General features: G+C 60.0%; 16 protein-coding genes. 2 read left to right on the forward strand and 14 right to left on the reverse strand.

Annotated features, from left to right (window positions below; genetic code table 11):
* Nucleotides 1-32: 32 nt before the first annotated feature.
* Complete coding sequence (locus HJW02_RS05870) at nt 33-1,079, reverse strand: quinone-dependent dihydroorotate dehydrogenase (RefSeq protein WP_102721907.1); 1,047 nt, start codon at nt 1,077-1,079, stop codon at nt 33-35.
* Between the two features lie 87 nt (nt 1,080-1,166).
* Here HJW02_RS05870 and thiE point away from each other — a divergent pair, with 87 nt between their 5' ends.
* A complete protein-coding gene (gene thiE, locus HJW02_RS05875) occupies nt 1,167-1,811 on the forward strand; it encodes a thiamine phosphate synthase (protein ID WP_102721908.1) in 645 nt (214 codons plus the stop codon).
* A 42-nt stretch (nt 1,812-1,853) separates the two neighbouring features.
* On the opposite strand, the gene HJW02_RS05880 is transcribed toward thiE, so the two are convergent.
* From HJW02_RS05880 to HJW02_RS05900, 5 genes are all read right to left on the reverse strand, one after another.
* Nucleotides 1,854-2,528, reverse strand: coding sequence for a TetR/AcrR family transcriptional regulator (locus tag HJW02_RS05880; protein ID WP_102721909.1), 675 nt, complete (start codon nt 2,526-2,528; stop codon nt 1,854-1,856).
* Between the two features lie 29 nt (nt 2,529-2,557).
* The gene (locus tag HJW02_RS05885) at nt 2,558-3,292 is read right to left on the reverse strand and encodes a thioredoxin-like domain-containing protein (protein WP_180971037.1); all 735 of its coding nucleotides are present in this window, start codon (nt 3,290-3,292) and stop codon (nt 2,558-2,560) included.
* 25 nt (nt 3,293-3,317) lie between these two features.
* Nucleotides 3,318-5,597 carry a tetratricopeptide repeat protein gene (locus tag HJW02_RS05890; protein ID WP_102721910.1) on the reverse strand — a complete coding sequence of 760 codons (2,280 nt, stop codon included), beginning with the start codon at nt 5,595-5,597 and terminating at the stop codon, nt 3,318-3,320.
* A gap of 95 nt (nt 5,598-5,692) precedes the next feature.
* Complete coding sequence (locus HJW02_RS05895; protein WP_102721911.1) at nt 5,693-7,018, reverse strand: hemolysin family protein; 1,326 nt, start codon at nt 7,016-7,018, stop codon at nt 5,693-5,695.
* Complete coding sequence (locus HJW02_RS05900) at nt 7,015-8,349, reverse strand: hemolysin family protein (protein ID WP_022396570.1); 1,335 nt, start codon at nt 8,347-8,349, stop codon at nt 7,015-7,017. The genes HJW02_RS05895 and HJW02_RS05900 overlap by 4 nt, the downstream gene beginning before the upstream one ends.
* Nucleotides 8,350-8,490: 141 nt before the next feature.
* Between HJW02_RS05900 and HJW02_RS05905 the strand changes: the two genes are divergently transcribed.
* Nucleotides 8,491-9,690 (forward strand): hypothetical protein, encoded by a 1,200-nt coding sequence (locus HJW02_RS05905; RefSeq protein WP_102721912.1) that lies wholly within the window; start codon nt 8,491-8,493, stop codon nt 9,688-9,690.
* 318 nt (nt 9,691-10,008) lie between these two features.
* On the opposite strand, the gene HJW02_RS05910 is transcribed toward HJW02_RS05905, so the two are convergent.
* The 8 genes from HJW02_RS05910 to HJW02_RS05945 all read right to left on the reverse strand — a co-directional run bounded on the left by HJW02_RS05910 (nt 10,009) and on the right by HJW02_RS05945 (nt 19,184).
* Nucleotides 10,009-12,153, reverse strand: a complete 2,145-nt coding sequence (locus HJW02_RS05910; RefSeq protein ID WP_102721913.1) for a polyribonucleotide nucleotidyltransferase — start codon at nt 12,151-12,153, stop codon at nt 10,009-10,011.
* A 453-nt stretch (nt 12,154-12,606) separates the two neighbouring features.
* Nucleotides 12,607-14,007, reverse strand: coding sequence for an efflux transporter outer membrane subunit (locus HJW02_RS05915; protein ID WP_102721914.1), 1,401 nt, complete (start codon nt 14,005-14,007; stop codon nt 12,607-12,609).
* The gene (locus HJW02_RS05920; protein ID WP_102721915.1) at nt 14,004-15,563 is read right to left on the reverse strand and encodes an MFS transporter; all 1,560 of its coding nucleotides are present in this window, start codon (nt 15,561-15,563) and stop codon (nt 14,004-14,006) included. The genes HJW02_RS05915 and HJW02_RS05920 overlap by 4 nt, the downstream gene beginning before the upstream one ends.
* A 9-nt stretch (nt 15,564-15,572) precedes the next feature.
* A complete protein-coding gene (locus HJW02_RS05925; RefSeq protein WP_180971040.1) occupies nt 15,573-16,583 on the reverse strand; it encodes an HlyD family secretion protein in 1,011 nt (336 codons plus the stop codon).
* The gene (locus HJW02_RS05930; protein WP_022396564.1) at nt 16,580-17,197 is read right to left on the reverse strand and encodes a TetR/AcrR family transcriptional regulator; all 618 of its coding nucleotides are present in this window, start codon (nt 17,195-17,197) and stop codon (nt 16,580-16,582) included. The genes HJW02_RS05925 and HJW02_RS05930 overlap by 4 nt, the downstream gene beginning before the upstream one ends.
* 148 nt (nt 17,198-17,345) lie before the next feature.
* A complete protein-coding gene (gene rpsO, locus HJW02_RS05935) occupies nt 17,346-17,600 on the reverse strand; it encodes a 30S ribosomal protein S15 (RefSeq protein WP_022396563.1) in 255 nt (84 codons plus the stop codon).
* 101 nt (nt 17,601-17,701) lie between these two features.
* Nucleotides 17,702-18,343 (reverse strand): sugar O-acetyltransferase, encoded by a 642-nt coding sequence (locus HJW02_RS05940; protein ID WP_102721917.1) that lies wholly within the window; start codon nt 18,341-18,343, stop codon nt 17,702-17,704.
* Complete coding sequence (locus HJW02_RS05945; RefSeq protein ID WP_180971041.1) at nt 18,321-19,184, reverse strand: L,D-transpeptidase family protein; 864 nt, start codon at nt 19,182-19,184, stop codon at nt 18,321-18,323. The genes HJW02_RS05940 and HJW02_RS05945 overlap by 23 nt, the downstream gene beginning before the upstream one ends.

Raw genomic sequence — 19,184 nt, forward strand, 5'->3', positions numbered from 1 at the left:
GAATGAAACCTGTAGGCAGTGAATAAGGAGAATCAGGAGTTAACGGGGCATTCAGCCTTCATGGCTTCCACGCATTCCCGGATGAGGTCCGGCCCGCGGTAAATGAACCCTGTGTAGAGTTGCACCAGGCTGGCCCCGGCCTTGATTTTCGCGACGGCGTCCGCGCCGCTCATGATGCCGCCTACGCCAATGATCGGGATGCGCCCCTTCAATTCGGAGGCGAACGCTCCAATGACTTCCGTAGACCGCGCCGTCAACGGCGCGCCGGACAGGCCGCCGGCTTCTTCACGGCGCGGGCTGGCTTCCACCCCGGCCCGGGAAAGCGTGGTGTTCGTGGCAATGAGGCCGTCCAGGCCTTCATCCAGGAAAACGCGGCTGAGTTCCGCAATTTGCTCATCCGTCACATCCGGCGCCACCTTCATGAAAATGGGCACATTGCGTCCGGTTTCCACAGCCAGGTTGGACTGCTCCGATTTCAGGGATGCCAGCAGGCGCGCGGCGGGTTCGGCCGCCTGAAGGTCGCGCAGTCCGGGCGTGTTGGGAGAAGAGAAGTTGATGGCAATGTAATCCGCCACGGGCCATGCCGCACGCAGGCAGGTCAGGTAGTCCTGGGCCGCATCTTCATTGGGCGTCACCTTGTTTTTTCCGATGTTAACTCCCAGGACGCCATGAAAACGGGTGGCGGAGCGGATGTTCTCCACTCCGGCGGCAATGCCTTCATTGTTGAATCCCATCCGGTTGATAATGGCCTGCTGGGGAATCAGGCGGAACAGGCGGGGTTTGTCATTGCCCGGCTGCGGCCGCGGCGTCAGCGTGCCTACTTCCACAAAGCCAAACCCGGCCTGGCCGAAGGCGTTCACCGTATCCGCCTCCTTGTCCATTCCGGCGGCGAGACCCACACGGTTGGGGAATTTCATCCCCAGGATTTCCACGGGGTCGGAAGGAACCTCCCCCATCAGAAGGGGCAGTACGCGCATCTTTTCTGCCAGGCGCAGCCCCCACAAGGTCACTTTGTGGGCGGTTTCCGGATTCATCTGGAACAGTACACTTTTAGCGGCGGAATATAAGGCGGGTGACACGATGCGGGGAGTGTATCACACCCTCCTTTAGGGTCAAGAATGGGAAGCGTCTTGCCGGGATGATTTTATCCGGTACAATTCCCTGCCATGAACAGGAAGGAACGCCTCTCATCCTGCCGGCTATACGGCATCGCGGATATGGGATATACCGCTGAACATCAATTAATCTCCGTTACGGAAAAATTGCTGGCGGGCGGTCTGGGCATCCTCCAGCTCAGGGCGAAAAACCATGATCCGGAACATATCGCGCGCATGGGTAGCCGGCTTGCCCCGCTGTGCCGCGAATACGGCTGTCTTTTCATCATCAACGACTATCCTGAAATTGCCCTGAGCACAGGGGCGGACGGCGTCCATCTAGGCCAGGACGACGGGGAACTGGCTCCCGTGCGGGCCATGCTGGGGGCGAACGCCATCATCGGGCGTTCCACGCACAGCCCGGAACAGGCTCTGGGCGCGTTCCGGGAGCAGGCGGACTACATCGGATTCGGCCCCTTGTTTCCCACGGGCACCAAGCCGGGAAGGCCGGCGATCGGCCTGGAAGACATTGCAGGCGTGCGGCGGCAATTACCGGAAGAGTTTCCCGTCTTCTGCATCGGAGGCATTAATGGAAACACGCTGCCCTCCGTTCTGGAGGCGGGAGCAAGCAGGGTCGTCATCGTTTCCTGGCTGCTTACACACCCGGATATAACGGAAACGGTCGCGGCGCTTAGAAAAAGACTGGGAGAAGCGTGAGGAAAGACGCGCCTTCCCGGGTATTGCATTCCACTCCTGCGGTTACCCCTGTCTTTCCTCTCCCTCCGGAGAAAGAGCCGGACGGGAAATCAGCAGGACCGCCGTATCTACAATCATTTGCAGGATGCGGTCCTGATCCTTCATCCACGGCTCCTTGTCATGAAGTTCCAGCCGTGTGACGTATTTCCCCAGCGTGGCATGGAAAATGGAACTCATGATATGTATGTGCCAGGATATGGAAAGCTCATCGTCCCATGGGCAGAATCGGCGAACCCTCAACGTCATCTCCCGGATGAGCGGAGCATAGAATTCATCGTAAATCTTCCTTCCCAAGTATTCCGGTTCCTGGGGCAGCCGCCACAGCAGGCGCGCGTGATCCGGACCGCCCAGGTTTTTATCCAGCAGCAAACGGAAAGCGGGCTCAATGAAGGCACGGGCATACGCCCTGAGGGACGGATGAAGGTCCGCTTCTTTCAGCATTTTCATGCGCTCCTCCATCAGGGGTTCCGCATATTGCCTGAAAACGGCCAGGTACAGTCCTTCCTTGTTTTCAAAGTAGTAAACAATGGAGGCCAGGTTCACCCCTGCTTCAGAGGCAATCGCCCTCATGGTCACTCCGTCAAATCCCCTGAGGGCAAAAAGTTTCTGCGCGGCACGGAGAATTTTACCGCTGGTTTCCGCAGAGCGGTCCGACTGGGATTTGCGGATGGAAGCCATCGTTTCAAAAGATCAAACGGTGCTGCCGCCTAGCGGGAGGAACGGCTTGAACCAGCGGCTTTCACCAACTGTTCCATGTCCTGGGAAGACTGGATGGGCTTGCCGTCCTTATCCACCAGAATCATCGTAGGGATGCCGCGCGGGGCCACCTTCTTGGCAAGCTCCGTCAAATCCTGCCTCAGCAGGATGGGCCAGGGCATGTTGTTGGCGGCGGCCCATTTCTGGGCGGCTTCCAGGTTCTGGTCCAGATTGCACATGATCACTTCCACATCCGGGTTGTCCTTCACCGCCTTGTTGTAGGCCTCCACGCTGTGGGGCGCATTCCGGCAGCACGGGCCGCACCAGCTTGCGCTGAAATACAGGATGAAATGCCCGGGATTCAGCTTCCCGTCCTTCTTTTCAAGCTTGCCGTTTTCCAGCATGTAGGTTTTCCCCTTCATTTCCTCCGCCACGGGGCCGGACGGCACGGAGGACCATTCCGCAACAGGCTTGCCTATCACTTCCTTGTGTTCCTCCAGCCACGCGCGGTCTTCCTCGGAAAGCTTTTCCAACGGCATGGTGATGGGCTTTTTGGCCGTAGTTACCAGCTTGACGGTCTTCATGTTCAAGGCAATAGGACGTGCCTCCACCGTACTGCCCGTGCTTTTATTCGTCCAAATGCGGAGGGACGGATCCTCCGACGCTCCGGGAGCGTCCGCAAAACAGAAGGAGGAACCCGCTACGAATGCGGACACCAGCAGAATACGCCAGGGGGAAAATTTCATGCGCATAACGCTGATATACTACTTCTTACCTTCCATGTCGAGAAGCTGATTCCAAAATCTGCCTTGCCTGCGCGTGCCCAGGATCGCGGCGCAGGGCTTCCGCGGCGGCGGCGGCGGCGTCACGGTACCGTCCGTTGCGGTAAAGCATCACCGCCAGCGTGAACGGAATATCCGCATTCTCCTTGTCCAGGGAGGAACAGTTTTCCAGGTCCTGAAGAGCCTGTTCCAGCCGTCCCACCTTTTCATTCAGCAGGGCGCGGTTGAACAGGGCACGGATGAAGGAGGGTTCTATTTTCAGAGCTTCATTAAAGGATTCCAGCGCGCCCGGCTCATCGTTGTTTTCAATCTGGCCCAGGCCCAGCAGATACCACAGATTGGCATCCTTCGGAGCCAGCCGCACGGCCTCCCTCATCTGGTCCACCGCCTCCCCGCTGCGGCCCTGGGAGGCCAGGAAAACGGCATAATCCCGGTGCACCACGGAAGAGGTGGCATCCCATTTCAAAGCCTTGGCAAACCACTGTTCTGCCGCCTTCGCATCCTTGCGGCTGATGGCTATCTGGGCCAGCTTCATCGCCCCGGACGGCTGGTCCGCCTGGTGCAGGGCGGCGGCGGTCAGCTCCTTCATGCCGGGGCTGTCCGGCGGCAGGGAATCCCGGAGGGCCCACTCCGCCTGCAGGCGCACTACCTTGAAGGGATCATTGAGCAGTTTGCCCGCGGCGGGATTGCCCGCACGGCCCATCACCTTGGCGGCGGCGGCGCGCGTCAGGGAGTCCGGATCCTTGACCGTCGCTGCAGCCAGCTCCTGAACGGCAGGTTCATGCGCCCAGGCATCCATCAGATCCAGCAGCGTCGCGCGCCATGCGCCCACTTCCTCCCGCTTGAAGCATTCCATCAGGAGGGGTAGCACATCCTCCCGCCCTTCATAGGCACGCTGCACGGCCCGGGTGCGGTCCCTGTACTGCGCCATCTTGGGCTTGGCCCCGTAATATTTTTCCACCGCTTGCGCGGCCCATTCATTACTCTTTTCCCGGTGGCACATGGTACAGGCATTCGGAATGCCCAGCTCCACGCTCAGGAGGGGATCGGGAGAATTGAAGGAATGGTCCCTGCGCGGATCGCGGGCCATGTACAGGCTTTCCGGCATGTGGCATTCCACACAGCGGGCGCCCATGCTGGACTGCGGACACGGCGTATGCCTGGCCATGTCAATGACGGGGGCTTTTACGCCGTTTACCGCCTCCCCGGTGCCGTGGCACCGCAGGCAGAGCGTGTTATCCTCCTGCGGAAGCTTCAGCGTTCCCGTATGCGGGTCATGGCAGTCCAGGCAGGTGACGCCCGCCTTGCCCATGCGGCTCAGGCGCAGCCCGGTTTCGCAATAATCCTCATCCCTCTGCATGCCGTTGGGCCAGAAAACGCCGGGCTGTACGGGAAGCACGAGCTGGAAATGGTTGTCAAAACGGTCGCCAACGGCAAAATCGTGATCGAATTCATCCCGCCGGGCATGGCAGGACGCGCAGTTGTCGTGAATTTGCTCCGGCGTCAGCTTGTTTTTGGTGGAAATCATGCATCCCGTTCCCGCCTCCGGCTTATCCAGCAAGGGGCCGTGGCACTGGATGCAGGTCACGCCGGGTTCTGTCCAGGTGGAGGCATAGCGGTCCTTGACCGGATCATAATTTTTATGGAACAGGGACATGTGGCACCACGCGCACTGCGTGTTCCAGTTCATGCCGCGGCCCGTCCAGTGCCCCCAGTCCCCTGGTTGCCGGGCATCCTTGCCAAAGATATCAAACCATTCCTTGCGGTTCACGTCCCACGCGGCGCTCAGGGTATGATAACCGCCGTCCTTGGCGGGAACCAGGTACTGCACCAGGGGGATTCTCCCCGTGGCCCAGTCCGCGCGCCAGGAGGTTGAGGACTGGCCGTCATGCACCATGCGCCCCTCTGCATTTGTGGAGAATTGAAGAATGCTGCCGTGGGCGTTCAGCTTCATGTTATGGAACGCCTCAGATTCCCACTGGTCCCCCAGCTTGCGGAACGCCCAGGCGTGATCCGATCCGGCCCACTGCCGGAATTCCTTTTCATGGCAAGCCCCGCACTGCATGGAGATGGGAACTTCATTCTGGTCCCAGTGCTCGCTGCCGCCTGAGAAAACGGCCGGCTGGGCCTCCGCGCCGGAACGCCGGTCCATCCATGCCTTCATCATCGTGCCTACCCCGATCAGCGCCCCAAGAACAACAAGGAGAACAACCCACTTTTTCATGGAGGGGCGTTTCATGGAAGCATCGGCGGACTCAGGTTGGGACATGACGGAAAATATTCTGCCATATCATACGCGCTCCACCAAGGAACTTTTGCACAAAGCAACGCGGTTCCGGCGCATTCCCGCCTGAGCCCCGCCGATTATTCCTCTTCTTCCAGAGCTTCCTCCCGCATCAGTGGAGTAATCCGGGTTACGGTGCAGCGTTCCACACCGCCGTTCTCCGTCCGGGTCACCTTGAATTCCAGGCCGCGGTAGCCCACGGTGTCCCCTTCCTCCGCCGGAGCTTCCAGCAGATTGAGAATCAGGCCGCCCACAGTATCGATTTCTTCACTCTGCAAGTCCATGTCCATGGCTTCCCCCAGCTCCTCAATACGGGCGAGTCCGGACACGTCGCAGGAGAAGCCCACCGCGTCCCGCGGCAGGTCTGTCAATACTCTGATGCGGCCGCGGTCCCAGCCCATCACCTCGGAAAACACGTCCGTCAGGGTCAGCAGGCCGGAGGTTCCCCCATGCTCGTCCAGAATGATGGCAAGGCGCACATTGTCCTTCCTCATGATTTCCACCACGTTGTCAAACTTCACCGTCTTGGGCACCTTGGGAATGGCGTGGATGTATTCGGACGTCAGGGCCTTCCCGCGCAGCATGATGCGGAACAGGTCACGGGCATGCACCATGCCCACCACGTGGTCCAGGTCCCCGCGGTAGACAGGGTAGCGGGTACGGCGGGTGCGGCGCACGATTTCCCTTATCTGCTCATGCCCAGCTCTTTCCGGAATGGCGTCTATCCTGACGCGCGGAGTCATGACCTGGTGAACATACAGGTCTTCCAGGTCAAACAGGCCGTCCATGATGCGGCCGGATTCCTGCGGCAGGGCGCCGTTTTCATGGCTTTCCTCAATGATGTACTGAAGTTCTTCCGCAGAATGGTAATGGGATTTGGATTCATTCCTGTCCACGCCCAGCAGCCTCAGGAAGAAGTTGCCCAGGGTGTTCATGCCCACCACCAGCGGATACAGGCAGAGCTGAATCACGTACATGGGCATCGTAATGATGAGGCAGAGCTTCGTGGCGTACTGGAGGGAAAGAGCCTTGGGCACCATTTCCCCGAGCACGATGTGCAGGTACGTCAGCACCGCTACGGACAGAACGCTGGCTGCGCCATGCGCCACCAGCCAGGAGGCCCAGCCGTACTGGGCCAGCCATTCGTGGAGCCATCCGGCCACGGCATGCTCCCCGTACATGCCCAGCCCCAGGCTGGCGAATGTGATGCCGAGCTGGGCCGTGGCAATGTAGCGGTCCTGCAAACGGGGCGTTTTCAATATCTGGGAAACACGGCGCGCCACCATGTTGCCGGACGCCCCCATTTGCTCAAGAGCCGCGCGGGGCGCGCCAAGCAGCGCAAATTCCGCGGCCACAAACAGGCCGTTCAGTACAATCAGCAGCAGAATAATAAAAATCGTCATCATGATTCCACCCCGCTTTCCATGGCAGGTTCATCCTCCTTTTTCTCTGGAGGCAACAGAAGGATGGAGGAAACGCGGTTGTGGTCCATCTTTTCCACCACCAGCACGCGCCCCGCAATAATCAGGCGGTCCCCCTCCTTCGGAATGCAGGACATGTGCTTGATCACGCAGCCGCCCACTGTGGTGGCGCCGTTCATCAGGAAGGGCACCAGGCATTCCGCCTTATGGGCGCGCATCATGCCGGGAATGCGCACGGAACCGTCCGGCAGGTATTCCACCTTTTCCCCGGAGCGGATGAATTCCTCATCAATATCCCCCACCATTTCACCCAGCAGCCGTTCCAGCGTCACCAGCCCCACGAACTTGCCGTACTCATCCAGCACAAAGGCTTCCTTGGCCTTGTCCTCCCGCAGACGGGACATCAGCATCTCCACCGTCTGCATCTCCATCACGCACGGCACCTGCCGCAGCATGGAGCGCAGGGGGGGCAGAACACCCTTTTCCGCATACGCGGCCACCATGTCCTTGATGTGCAGCATGCCGATGACGGCCTCCCGGTTTCCTTCATACACCGGAATATGGGTATGGGGCCTGTCCGCAATCATGTTCAGAATATCCTCCTGGGTAGCGTCCACATCCAGGCAGACGAGCTGGAAACGGGGAATCATGATCTGCTCCACCGTACGTTCCGCCAGGGAAAGCGCGCTGTGCAGCCGTTCATGCTCATCCTCCTCCAGCATGCCGCCCTGGTGGCTTTCATCCAGCAGCATGTTGATCTCCTGCTGGGAGTGGATGTGCTGGTGGCCTCCGGGGGGCAGACGGAACAGTTTAAGCAGCAGAAGACCGCTTCCGTTCAGGAAGTCAATGAACCATGCGAAGAAGGTCAGCGTCCAGCGCATGGGGTAATACGTGTACAGGGCCGCCTGCTTGGGAAACTGCAGCGCCAGGGACTTGGGCATCAGTTCCCCCAGAATCACCTGCAGGACCGTCAGGACGACCAGCACTACAATGGCGGCTACGGAATTGGCCATCACGGAATCCATGCCGCCAAACCGTTCAAACAGGGGGAGGAGATAGGCGGACAGTTCCACCTGTCCGTACGCACCCAGAATCAGGCTGGAAATGGTAATGCCGAACTGGCAGGCCGCAATGTAGCGGTCCAGTTCCTTCGTGTTTTCCAAAATCCTCAGCAAATGGGCAGCCACCTTGCTGCCGCCTTCCGCCATCTCCCGGATCATGTTGCGGCGCACGCTCACCGCTGCGAATTCTGCGGCAACGTAAAAGGCGTTGACCAGAATCAGGAAAAGAATAACGAAGATGATAAAAAGAATCATGTATGGCGGGGGTGTCCGTAAAACGCAACGGGCATTCGCATCATAGGAACCAAAAAAATCCTGTCAAGAACGGGAAACAAAAAAATCTGCCATGCGGACCGCGCACTTCATTCCTCCAGCATTGCTTCCCGCCCTTCTTCCATGATAGGCTGGGGAATGCCCTCTATCCGCTTTTTGCTGCTTCCACTGCTTCTTTTCAACCTTTGCGTGGCCTCCATGCCGGAAACGCAGCCGCCTTTCAGCGGCCAGTCCATGGAACGGCTGGTTTCCCTGCTGGACATTCCCTCCACTTCCGGAGCGGAAGCCCCCCTCCAGCAATTCTGGCTCAAGCACGTGGCGCCCCTGGCGGACAGTTCCGGCACGGACGCGCATCAAAATGCCTGGGCTACGTTCCGCAGCCCGGACCCGGACGCCCCGGAATTGCTGATAGACGCCCATGCCGACGAAGTGGGCGTTGTCATTGCAGGCATCACTCCGGCCGGCTTTCTGAAAGTAAGGCCCGTCGGCTTTCCGGACTTCCAGTCCATGCTTTCCTGCCCTTACCGTTTTGACGGAGAACACGGCCCCGTCACCGCCTTTGCCGGGGCGGTTCCCGGCTGGTGGCTGAACCGCGAGCCCCTTCCGTCAGGAGAGGAATACATCCTGTTTGACGCAGGGGCATCCAGCGCGGAGGAAGCACGGGAAATGGGCTTGAGCGTCGGCCGGCGCGGCGTTCCCTCCACCAAGCCGGAATTGCTGCACGGCACGCGCCTGATGGCCCACGGCCTGGACTGCCGCCTCAATTCCTTCATGCTGATGGAGCTGGCCTCCTTCCTGTCCCGGCACAAAAAAGACCTGAAATACCACGTCACGCTCCTTTCCTCCTCCCAGGAAGAAACAGGGCTGGCAGGAGCCACGGCGTATTGCGGCAGGAACCGTCCCAAACTGGCTATTGTTATTGACTGCACGCTGGATACCGTCCAGCTGGACGACCTGCCGCCCCGTGAAGAAAACGAGCGATTGAGCCGCCAGGCCATGGGGGAAGGCCCCGTCATTTTCACTCATGACAAAATTTTTTACCAGCCTATCACTGCCCAACTGCTCCAACTGGCGGAAGAACACGGGATTTCGTTCCAGAAGAACACCGCTTTCCCTCCCGGCATGGCCAATTTCGTCCCCGTCAAGCTTTACGGCGGCCACGCCGCTTTTCTGGGGCCCCCCATCCGCTACATGCATTCTCCCCGGGAGCTGGCGGACCTGAAGGACGTGAAAGCCACGCTGGATCTGCTGGGCCGCTTTCTGTGCACGCCTCCTTCTGCTGAAGTGAAAGCGGCGTCCGTGCAGAAAAAGGAACATCCCTGACGTCCCGCAGGAATGCCGTACGCCAAAAAAATCTTCTTACGGAAGGAACGGCAATAACGCAGGCACGAATCCAGCCCGCGGTCCAGAAACATACCGCTGCAAAAACAAAACCGCTTCCCGGTTTCTTCCGCAGCCTGTTCTCCTTGGCTGCCTGATTTTTCCCGGCTCCTCCCTGAAACAGCAAAAAAACATCCGGAAGATCACGCGAACAGCCCTTCCCTTCTTGCAGTCAATCCCCCCCTTAAACAATCAAACAGCCCCGCTCCCGGAACAAACCGGAAACGGGGCTGGAAGTTTAAAGGTTCAACGGAAAAACCGTTATTCCGTGATGCCGGCGGCTTCCGCTTCGGCTGCCTTGGCGTCGCGCAGAGCGGCGCGCACGGACATCTTCACACGGCCCTTGTCGTCGATGCCGATGCACTTGGCAGTCACCACGTCTCCCACGCTGACGACGTCTTCCGTCTTGGCGGTGCGGCCTTCGGCCAGCTCGGAGATGTGAATCAGGCCGTCCTTGCCGGGAAGCACTTCCATGAACGCGCCAAAGGTGGTCGTGGAAACGATCTTGCCGGTGTACAGTTCACCGATTTCAATGGTCTTGAACATGCGGGTAACCAGTTCCAGCGCACGGTCCAGGCCTTCCTGCTTGGAGGCGTAGATGTGCACGGTGCCGTCTTCCTCAATGTTGATGTCGGCGCCGGATTCAGCCTGGATGGCCTTGATGTTCTTGCCGCCGGGGCCAATCAGCTCGCCAATGCGGTCGGCGGGAATCTTGGTGGTCTCAATGCGGGGAGCATTCGGGCTCATCTGGGCCGGAGCCGCAATGGCGTCATTCATGACTTTCAGCACGTCCGTGCGTCCGGCCTTCGCCACGTGGATGGCTTCTTCCAGAATGGAGAGGGGGATGCCGGGCAGCTTGAGGTCCAGCTGGTAGCCCGTCACGCCTTCAGACGTGCCGCAAAGCTTGAAGTCCATGTCACCGTAGAAGTCTTCGGAACCGATGATGTCCAGAAGGGTCTTGTACGTGGTGATTTCATGCTGGTCATTCTGTTCCGTCACCAGGCCCACGGAAATGCCCGCCACGGGGCGCTTGAGGGGCACGCCGGCCGCCAGCAGGGACATCGTGCCCGCGCAGACGGAGGCCATGGAGGTGGAACCGTTGGATTCCATGATTTCAGAAGAAATGCGGATGGCGTACGGGAATTCCTGTTCGTCCGGCACTACGGGAGCGATGGAACGTTCCGCCAGGGCGCCATGGCCGATTTCACGACGGTTCTGACCGCCGAAACGGCCTGTGTCACCTACGGAGAAGGGCGGGAAGTTGTAGTGCAGGATGAAGCGCTTTTCATTCACGCTGCCCGTGTAGTTGTCCATGTACTGGCGTTCTTCCATCGGAGCGAGCGTCGCCAGGCAGAGGGACATGGTTTCACCGCGGGCAAACATCGCGGAGCCGTGCACCACGGAGGGCAGCACGTTGATTTCCGCGGTCAGGGGGCGCAGTTCCTTGAGGGCGCGGCCGTCGGCGCGCTTGTCCTTGTCCATGATGGAGATGCGGAAGGCCTTCTTCTGAATGTATTCAAAGACCTGTTCCACGTCAAAATCGGTAGCTTCCGGATGGCGTTCCTTGATGGCGGCTTCCACTTCGTCGCGCAGGGCTCCCACCTTCTTCTGGCGTTCCACCTTGGAGGCGGCATAGATGGCGTCTTCAATGCGGTCACCGGCAATTTCATAGCCGATTTCCAGCAGTTCCGGCTTGGCAAGGCAGAGTTCGTAGGAACGCTTTTCCTTGCCGCAGACGGCGCGGAGCTCTTCCTGCTTTTCGCAAAGAACCTTCACGTTTTCCTGAGCCAGGCGCAGGGCGGCGATGAAGTCTTCTTCCGGCAGTTCGTTGGCGGAACCTTCAATCATGATCACCTGGTCCTTCGTCCCGGCAAACACCAGGTCAAGCTGGCTGTTTTCACGCTGGGAATTGGTCGGGTTGATGATGAACTGGCCGTCAACGCGGCCCACGCGGACGGCGCCCACGGGTTCGGCAAAGGGGAGGTCGGAAACGACGCAGGCGGCGGAAGCGCCGTTGATGCTCAGAATGTCCGGTTCATTTTCACCGTCGGCGGAGAGCAGAAGGGTGATCACCTGCGTATCATAGAAGTAGCCCTTGGGGAACATCGGGCGCAGGGGGCGGTCCGTCATGCGGCACGTCAGGATTTCCTTTTCCGTGGGGCGGCCTTCACGCTTGAAGTAACCGCCGGGGAACATGCCCGCGGCAGCGGCCTTTTCCTTGTATTCCACGGACAGGGGGAAGAAGGTCTGGCCTTCCTTGACTTTGGTGGCGCTCACCACGGTCACGAGAACGACGGTATCGCCGCTGCGGACGACAACCGCGCCGTCTGCCAGACGGGCCATTTTTCCGGTTTCAATCGTGATGGGATTCGTACCAACGTTGCATTCAACTGAATGTATGCTCATTATATTTCTTGTCTTTCAGTCACCCGCAGCCTCATCAGCCCATTCAGACCGGCTCCGGGCGGGAAGCCTGAATGGCGTCAGGTACGGGCAGTGCCTCAGGAAGAGTGTTATCCGCAGCAGCCTTTTCCCAAAAATAAAGGGGAACACTGTCCGCGCGGCAGGGCGCACATCCCAGAGGGATCAAACGCTCCGGCCCAGTCTTACCGGCTTGACAGCCTGTGAAAATCCGAAAATTTCTCAAGGCATGCCCGACAGAAACGCACCGGGAAACGAGTCCCCGAACGTCGGATGCCAGCATAAGCCCTGTCAAGGAGAATGCAAGCAAATAGTTTGATAGCCCCGCTGTTCCGTGCTTTTCCCCGCCACCTGCCGGGAATGGACATCCCCTCCCTTCCCTGCCGGAAAACTTCCTCCGGAGCAGATGGGGGCATCCCCGGCGGCAAGAACCGTTCCTCATGAGGAACCGGGGCGCCGCTGCCATCCGCCGCCGAGAGCCTTGCAGAATTTGACGACGGCATTCAGCCGCATCTGCGCGGCATCCGCCATGTCCAGCTCCCCGCTCAGCAGGCTCCTGTGCGTATCCAGGGCATCCATCAGCCCCACATACCCGGCCTCATACTGCCTGGACGCAATGTCCCAGCTGCGGCGCAGGCAGTTCACTTCATCAAGCGTGGCCTCGTAAACCTCCGCGCTTTTGCGGCGTTCCACCAGGGCATCCCTGATTTCCCGGAAAGCGTTCAGGACAGCCTGCTCATACGCGGCCTGGACGGCGGCGCATTTGGCGTCCGCGGCGCGCACGACGGCTCGCTTCCTCCCCCCGTCAAACAGGGTCTGGAGAATGCCCGCTCCCAATTCATAATTTCTGGAAGACTGGTTCAGCAGTTCGTTCAACTGGGTGCTGACCTGCCCCAGCTGCCCCGTCAGCACCAGGGACGGGAACCTGTCCTTCCGCGCCGCCTCCCTTCCGTAAAAGGCGGCTTTCAGCCGGGATTCCAGCTCCCAGATATCCGGACGGCGTTCGATCATGTCACCAGGGAGCCGCGCCGGAATGACCGGAGGAGAAGCCAGCAGGGCGGCATTACCCCCGCCGGGCCTTCCGCCCTTCATCACCTGCCTGGGACTGTCCCCCACCAGCACGGACAGCACGCTTTCAGCACGGGACAATTCGTTTTCCGACAGCCTGAGCTGGGCCAGCGTTTTGGAGCGCTCCGCCTGGACGCGGCGCAGGGCAAGCTCCGGGTACTGCCCCTGCACAAACCTTTTTTCATACATGGCGCAGGTCTGTTCATAAGAGGCATGGACGCGGCGGATGATAAGGCATTTTTCCTCCCACGTGCGCACATTGATGTAGGCGGAGGCCACTTCCGCCGTCAGCCGCAGATAAACCGCATCCCGAGCGGCGGCGGAAGCCAGCAGTTCCGCCCGGGCGACCTCCGTGCGCGCCCGCAACTTCCCCCACAGGTCCACTTCATAGGAGAGCACGCCGGACATGGACCACAAATCCCTCGCCCGGTCCGGCAGGTTGTTCATATAGCGTTCACCTTCGGACAGTTCCTCGCTGCTGGCTCCAGCTTCCAGTTCCGCCCGGGGCAGCATGGCGGATCCCGCCTGCGCCGCCAGGGCGGAGGCCTGGTCCACCAGGGCGGCCGCGCGGACAAGATCGCGGTTATGAGCCACGGCCTTTTCTTCCAGGCGGTCCAGCGCACGGTCATTGAAGATGCGCCACCACCCGGTCCCCACGGGAGAAGTCCGGGCCGTTCCCTCCGGCATTTCCATGACGGGCCTTTCAAATACGGCGGGACTGCCGCAGGAAGCCAGCAGTGCGGCCATGAGAAGAAGCATCAGACGTTTCATGAAGCGGCCTTCCTTTCCTGGCCGGATTTCAGGCAGAACAGGGCAAACAGCACACCTGCCGCCCCCACGATCACGGTGCAAAGATAAAAGGTATCCACGGAGAACACCTGGCTCTGGAGCGCCACGGCCTTTTGCAGCACCGCATCCACGGATGCATGGATTTCCCGCGCCGTGCCGCCGGTTTCCGCAAAGTGCCTCTGCCACATGTCAAGCGTATGCGCCGTTCCCGGGGAATCGTCCCTTACCTGTTCCGCCATGCTGAAGCGGAACCCCGTTTTCATATGGGCCAATACCGTGCTCACACTGCTGACGTACAGGGAAATGAAGATGTAGCGCACGGTGTTCAGCGTCCGGGAGGAAGCGGCGGCGGAACGCCCCTCCACCCCTCTCAGGGCAAGCGGCGTAGCCGTATTCAAACAGAAAGCATAACCGATTCCGAACAGCCCCAGGGGCCACGCCACGTCCAGCCAGGAGCAGCCCGCGTCCAGCCGGGACAGGAAGAAGGCGGAGGCGCCCAGCGCCAGCAGCCCCGCCATCATGCCCACCCGCAGGGCCAGCCTGCCCTTCTGCATCAGGGGGAGCACCAGCGCCGCGCCGCCGCAAAATCCGGCCACCAGAACCATGAACACATAGGCAATGCCCACCGGTTCATAGTTCATGACATTGCGCATGAACTGCACCGTCCCCACCCGCACCCAGCAAATGCAGAAGATGTTGCACAGGGACGCCAGCAGGCCGCACAGGAACCGCCAGTTGCCCAGCACGCGGACATCCAGCAGGGGGGTGCGGTGGGTCATGCAGGAAATGAAGGCCAGGGCAAAGGAACAAAATCCGCCGTACATCCAGGCCAGCACGCCGGGCGCCGTCCAGCCGTCCGTCTCCCCGTAAATAAGCACCATCAGCATGCACACGCATCCCATCCCCACCGCCAGGAAGGAAAACCAATCGAATTTCCCTCCCTTGGGAATCTTCTGGTTGGGAACGTACAGCGTCGTCAGCACGGCCAGGACGGCCGCGGCCGCACCCACGATGACGAACAGCCCCCGCCAGTGCCAGTACTGCACCAGCAGGCACCCCACTACCGGGCTGGCGCAGGAAGCCAGGCCAATGGAACAAAGTTTCACGCCCATCGCCACGCCGCGGCGCTCCGGCGGCAGGGCGGCATTCACCAGCCCCGTTCCGTACACCAGCGCCAGGCCGCCTCCTGCCCCTTGAAGGAAGCGGGCTGCAATCATGAGGAAGAAATGGTCCGCCGCCAGTCCCAGCAAGGTTCCGGCCAGCATGATCAGCAGGGCCGTGCGCAGGGACCTTCTCAGCCCGATGCGCGCCCACAGATACGCCGCCACGGTAAAGGAGAGGGCAGTTCCCAGCGGGCACGCTGCACCCGACCAGGAAACATCCAGGGTGCCCACCACAAATGTGCCTGACAAATCCGGTGTGGCCGCCGTGATGCAGCCCATATTCAGAAACGTCAGCATCGTGCACGCGCAGGCCATCCCCGTCAGCAGGCGGCGCTTCCACGCCGGAACCATTGTTTGCAGAACCGGACCGCTCATACTTTTTCCTTAAAAATCAATGGAAACCTTTCCCTGCATTCCCGGGCGGAATACTACGCCGTCCTCCGGCTTCGGCAGGCTCACCTTGACGGGAAAGCGCTGCATGACCTTGGTGAAGTAACCGCTGACGTTCTCCGTGGAAATCAGGGAGAATGTCGCATAGGTGGCCGCCCCTATTTCATAAACCGTGCCGTGGAAAACCCTGCCGTCATAACCGTCCAGCGTGAACTGCACGTCCTGACCCTGCCGGATGCGCCCTATCTTGGTTTCCTCCACGCGGACGTTGAGCCAGACGTCCCCGCCGTCCACAATGGAAAACAACTTCTGGCCGGAACTGACCATCTCCCCGCCGTTCACCAGCTTGCGGGCCACCACGCCGTCCACGGGGGATTTAACCACGCATTCCCCGCACAGCACTTCCAACTCCTCCAGTTCCGCCCGTGCGGCTTCCAGCTGGGCCTGGGCGGATCTTTTTTCCTCCTCGCGGTAACCTTCCAGCTTGAGGGCCAGATTCTCCTGCTCCGCCTTCTCCAGCGCCTGCGCCGCCAGGTAGGTGGCCCGTACGGCGTCCCGGTCCGCGGAGCTGATGCCTGCCTGCTCCCTCACCAGCTTTTCAATGCGCTCGTAATCACGCCGTGCATGTTCCAGGCTGGCGGAGGCCTGGGCCGTCCTGGCCCGCTGGGATTCGATTTCCTGCGGACGGAAGCCGGCCAGCATTTCGTCATGCCTGGCCTGCATCAGCTTGACGCGGGAACGCGCAGCCATCAGGCGCGCCTGCATGGTGCGGCCGTCCAGGTGGGCAAGCGTCTGTCCGCGGCGGACGGTTTCCCCTTCCTCCACATCCACGCTGGTGACGCGCTCCGCCAGCTTTGATCCCACGGAAACGATGCTCGCCTCCACGCGGCAGTCGTCCGTTTTCATGGTGCGGCTCTCCCGGAAATGCCAGACTCCCCAGCCGATGGCTCCCACAGCCGCCAGGGCCATGCTGCCCAGTGAAATGGCCTTCAAATGCTTGCTCATGCGCCGCAGGATGTGCATTGCCGGGAAAATCCCTGAATGAACAGGCCAATGGTCAGCTTCATGGAGGCCACCTTGTCCTGCCACGCCTTGCTGTCGTCATTCAGGCAGTACATCAGCATGTAGCCGTGCAGGGTATTGACAAAGGCGCGCACCATGAGCCCCACATCCCCCTCCCTGACCTTTCCTTTTTCCTGCATGGCGCCCATGTAGTCGCACAGGAAGGAATGAAGCTCCCGCGGGTCGCGCAAAAAATCGTCTCCGTTCGTATCCACGGAGTCCAGCGCGCTCAAGTAGGCCCGGAAGGCGTTCCTTTTGGCCTTCGTCGCCTGGAAGTACAGGCGCGCAGCCAGTTTCAGGTCATGCGCCAGGTCCCACGTTTTCCTGTTCTCGAATTCCCTTTTCAGTTCGCTGGCATATTCCCGGTACCGGATGATTTCATCCAGCAGGGACTTTTTGGTGGCAAAGTAGCGGAAGACGGTCTTTTCACAAATACCGGCCTTTTTCCCTACTTCCTGAACGCTGACGCGGTGGAACCCTTTTTCACTCATCAGTTCAATGGCCGCCTCCACGATTTTTCTCAGCGTGTTCTGCTGGACCCGTGTCATTTGTTCCATAGATGTCTGTCAGGCTAACAGACATTTTTTAAAGGTCAAGGCCTCTTCCGGAACAAAAATACGGGGAACCGCCCTTCCCCCGCGGCAAAAAAAACGACCGCTGCGGAAAACCGCAACGGCCGAATCAAACGGGAATATGCTCCGCCGTTTAGCGGCGAAGGCCAAGACGCTGAATCAGGCTCTGATACTGGGCCAGATCTTCACGCTTGACGTAATCAAGAAGCTTGCGGCGCAGAGCCACCATCTTCAACAACCCGCGGCGGGAAGAAACATCGTGCTTGTTCGTGCTCAGGTGGTCGGTCAGGTGGGCGATGCGCTGGGTCAGGTGGGCGATCTGGTAGCTGGAGCTACCGGAATCCTTTTCATGCATCTTGAATTCCTGCAAATTGATTTCGTTACTCATAAGTGTTTTCTTTGAATGTATTTAGCTCGTGGCAGCGGCTAATCGACACTGTGAGGGCGCCAACTATGCACCATCCGTCCCCAAAAGCAATTCAAATTTCATCATGCAGGAGAATTTGCCTCCGTTCCTGCGGTAGCGGCCTCCCCACCATTTTCCACCGCACCCCAGGCCTCGCGGTCCTTTTCCGTAATGGGCCGCATCACGCGGCAGGGGTTTCCCACAGCCACCACGTTGGCGGGAATGTCCTTCGTCACCACGCTTCCCGCGCCTATCACGGAATTGCGCCCGATGCGCACGCCCGGGCCAATGGCCGTATGGCCGCCTATCCACACCCCGTCCTCAATGGTGACGGGAAGCGCAAATTCCAAACCGTCCCGCCTCAGCCCCGGGTCCACGGGGTGCGTGGCGGTGTAAATCCCCACATTGGGGCCTATCAGCACGTCACTGCCGATCGTGACGGCGGCACAGTCCAGCACCACCAGGTTGAAGTTGGCATATACGCGATCCCCCAGCCGGATATTCGTTCCATAGTCACACCGCAGCGGAGGTTCCAGATAGCAGTTTTCCCCCATGCCGCCGAAGAGCTCCCGCGCCAATTCCCGGCGCAGTTCTTCCTCCTCCGGGGCGGACTGGTTGTAGCGGAAGACGAGCTTGCGCGCCCGAAGGCGCCTGGCTGTCAATTCGGAATCCTGGGCATGGTACAAACGCCCGGCCAGCATGTTATTCCAGTCCTTCGAGTCCATGGGATGAAGAGGGGGTCACGGCGTCCGCGCCGGAAGAAGGCAGCGGCGCGTTTTCCTGTTCTCCAACAGGCGGCATGGCAGCGGCATCCTTCTCTACGGACGCCTCTGACTTTACAAGCTCCTTCTTCCCGGAGGAAGCTGAATTTGCGCCAGCCCGCGGGGCGGACGGCTTATGCACCGTTCTGAAAATACCGGACGGCTTTTTCTGAAGCTCGTGAATATTCCAATCCCCGTCCCTGACAATCACGCGGGTTCCCACGGGAGCCACTTCAAACAGGTTCTTCGCCACCAGATGGGGGATGCGGATGCACCCGTGGGAGGACGGGCGGCCGGGCAGGTACCCCTCATGAATGCCTACAGCCCCGTTCACCCTCATGAAATAGGGCATCTTGGCCGGTTCAAACCTTTCTCCGGGCCGTGCGGCATCCTTCCGTATATCCCCGTCCCGCAGCTCCCCGGCGGCATTGATGAACGCGCCGTAATAGGAATGGTGGTCCGCATCCTTGGAGGCGATGCGGAAATAGCCGGAGGGCGTCATGCCGGAACTCCTTCCGGAACTGATGGGCGCATACGCGATGCGGTGCGTCCCGCGGTACACGTACATCATCTGCTTCTTCTTGTCCACCACGACCAGGAGCTTTCCGGGCACGGACGGATTGTCCTCCCACTTGAGCAGGTGTCCCGGAATGGTTCCGCTTTCCTCAAAATACCCGGTCATTTCCTCCACCGGAACATTGGAAGAGGAAGAAGGGGAAGAGCCCCCACCCGTGGTGCCGCAGGAGGAAAACAGGAACGGAACGCACAGGCAGGGAACCAGCAGATGGAAAAGGGGTAACTTCAT

Source organism: Akkermansia sp. GGCC_0220 (genome assembly GCF_017566105.1).
Taxonomy (GTDB): Bacteria; Verrucomicrobiota; Verrucomicrobiia; order Verrucomicrobiales; family Akkermansiaceae; genus Akkermansia; species Akkermansia massiliensis.

What these genes read in the sequence shown, in the direction of transcription:
- HJW02_RS05915 (WP_102721914.1), bottom strand. Translation starts at nt 14,007, where the DNA reads ATGAAACGTCTGATGCTTCTTCTCATGGCCGCACTGCTGGCTTCCTGC.
- HJW02_RS05920 (WP_102721915.1), bottom strand. Translation starts at nt 15,563, where the DNA reads ATGAGCGGTCCGGTTCTGCAAACAATGGTTCCGGCGTGGAAGCGCCGC.
- HJW02_RS05925 (WP_180971040.1), bottom strand. Translation starts at nt 16,583, where the DNA reads ATGAGCAAGCATTTGAAGGCCATTTCACTGGGCAGCATGGCCCTGGCG.
- HJW02_RS05910 (WP_102721913.1), bottom strand. Translation starts at nt 12,153, where the DNA reads ATGAGCATACATTCAGTTGAATGCAACGTTGGTACGAATCCCATCACG.
- rpsO (WP_022396563.1), bottom strand. Translation starts at nt 17,600, where the DNA reads ATGAGTAACGAAATCAATTTGCAGGAATTCAAGATGCATGAAAAGGAT.
- HJW02_RS05940 (WP_102721917.1), bottom strand. Translation starts at nt 18,343, where the DNA reads ATGGACTCGAAGGACTGGAATAACATGCTGGCCGGGCGTTTGTACCAT.
- HJW02_RS05895 (WP_102721911.1), bottom strand. Translation starts at nt 7,018, where the DNA reads ATGATGACGATTTTTATTATTCTGCTGCTGATTGTACTGAACGGCCTG.
- HJW02_RS05885 (WP_180971037.1), bottom strand. Translation starts at nt 3,292, where the DNA reads ATGAAATTTTCCCCCTGGCGTATTCTGCTGGTGTCCGCATTCGTAGCG.
- HJW02_RS05930 (WP_022396564.1), bottom strand. Translation starts at nt 17,197, where the DNA reads ATGGAACAAATGACACGGGTCCAGCAGAACACGCTGAGAAAAATCGTG.
- HJW02_RS05945 (WP_180971041.1), bottom strand. Translation starts at nt 19,184, where the DNA reads ATGAAGTTACCCCTTTTCCATCTGCTGGTTCCCTGCCTGTGCGTTCCG.
- thiE (WP_102721908.1), top strand. Translation starts at nt 1,167, where the DNA reads ATGAACAGGAAGGAACGCCTCTCATCCTGCCGGCTATACGGCATCGCG.
- HJW02_RS05900 (WP_022396570.1), bottom strand. Translation starts at nt 8,349, where the DNA reads ATGATTCTTTTTATCATCTTCGTTATTCTTTTCCTGATTCTGGTCAAC.
- HJW02_RS05890 (WP_102721910.1), bottom strand. Translation starts at nt 5,597, where the DNA reads ATGTCCCAACCTGAGTCCGCCGATGCTTCCATGAAACGCCCCTCCATG.
- HJW02_RS05880 (WP_102721909.1), bottom strand. Translation starts at nt 2,528, where the DNA reads ATGGCTTCCATCCGCAAATCCCAGTCGGACCGCTCTGCGGAAACCAGC.
- HJW02_RS05905 (WP_102721912.1), top strand. Translation starts at nt 8,491, where the DNA reads ATGATAGGCTGGGGAATGCCCTCTATCCGCTTTTTGCTGCTTCCACTG.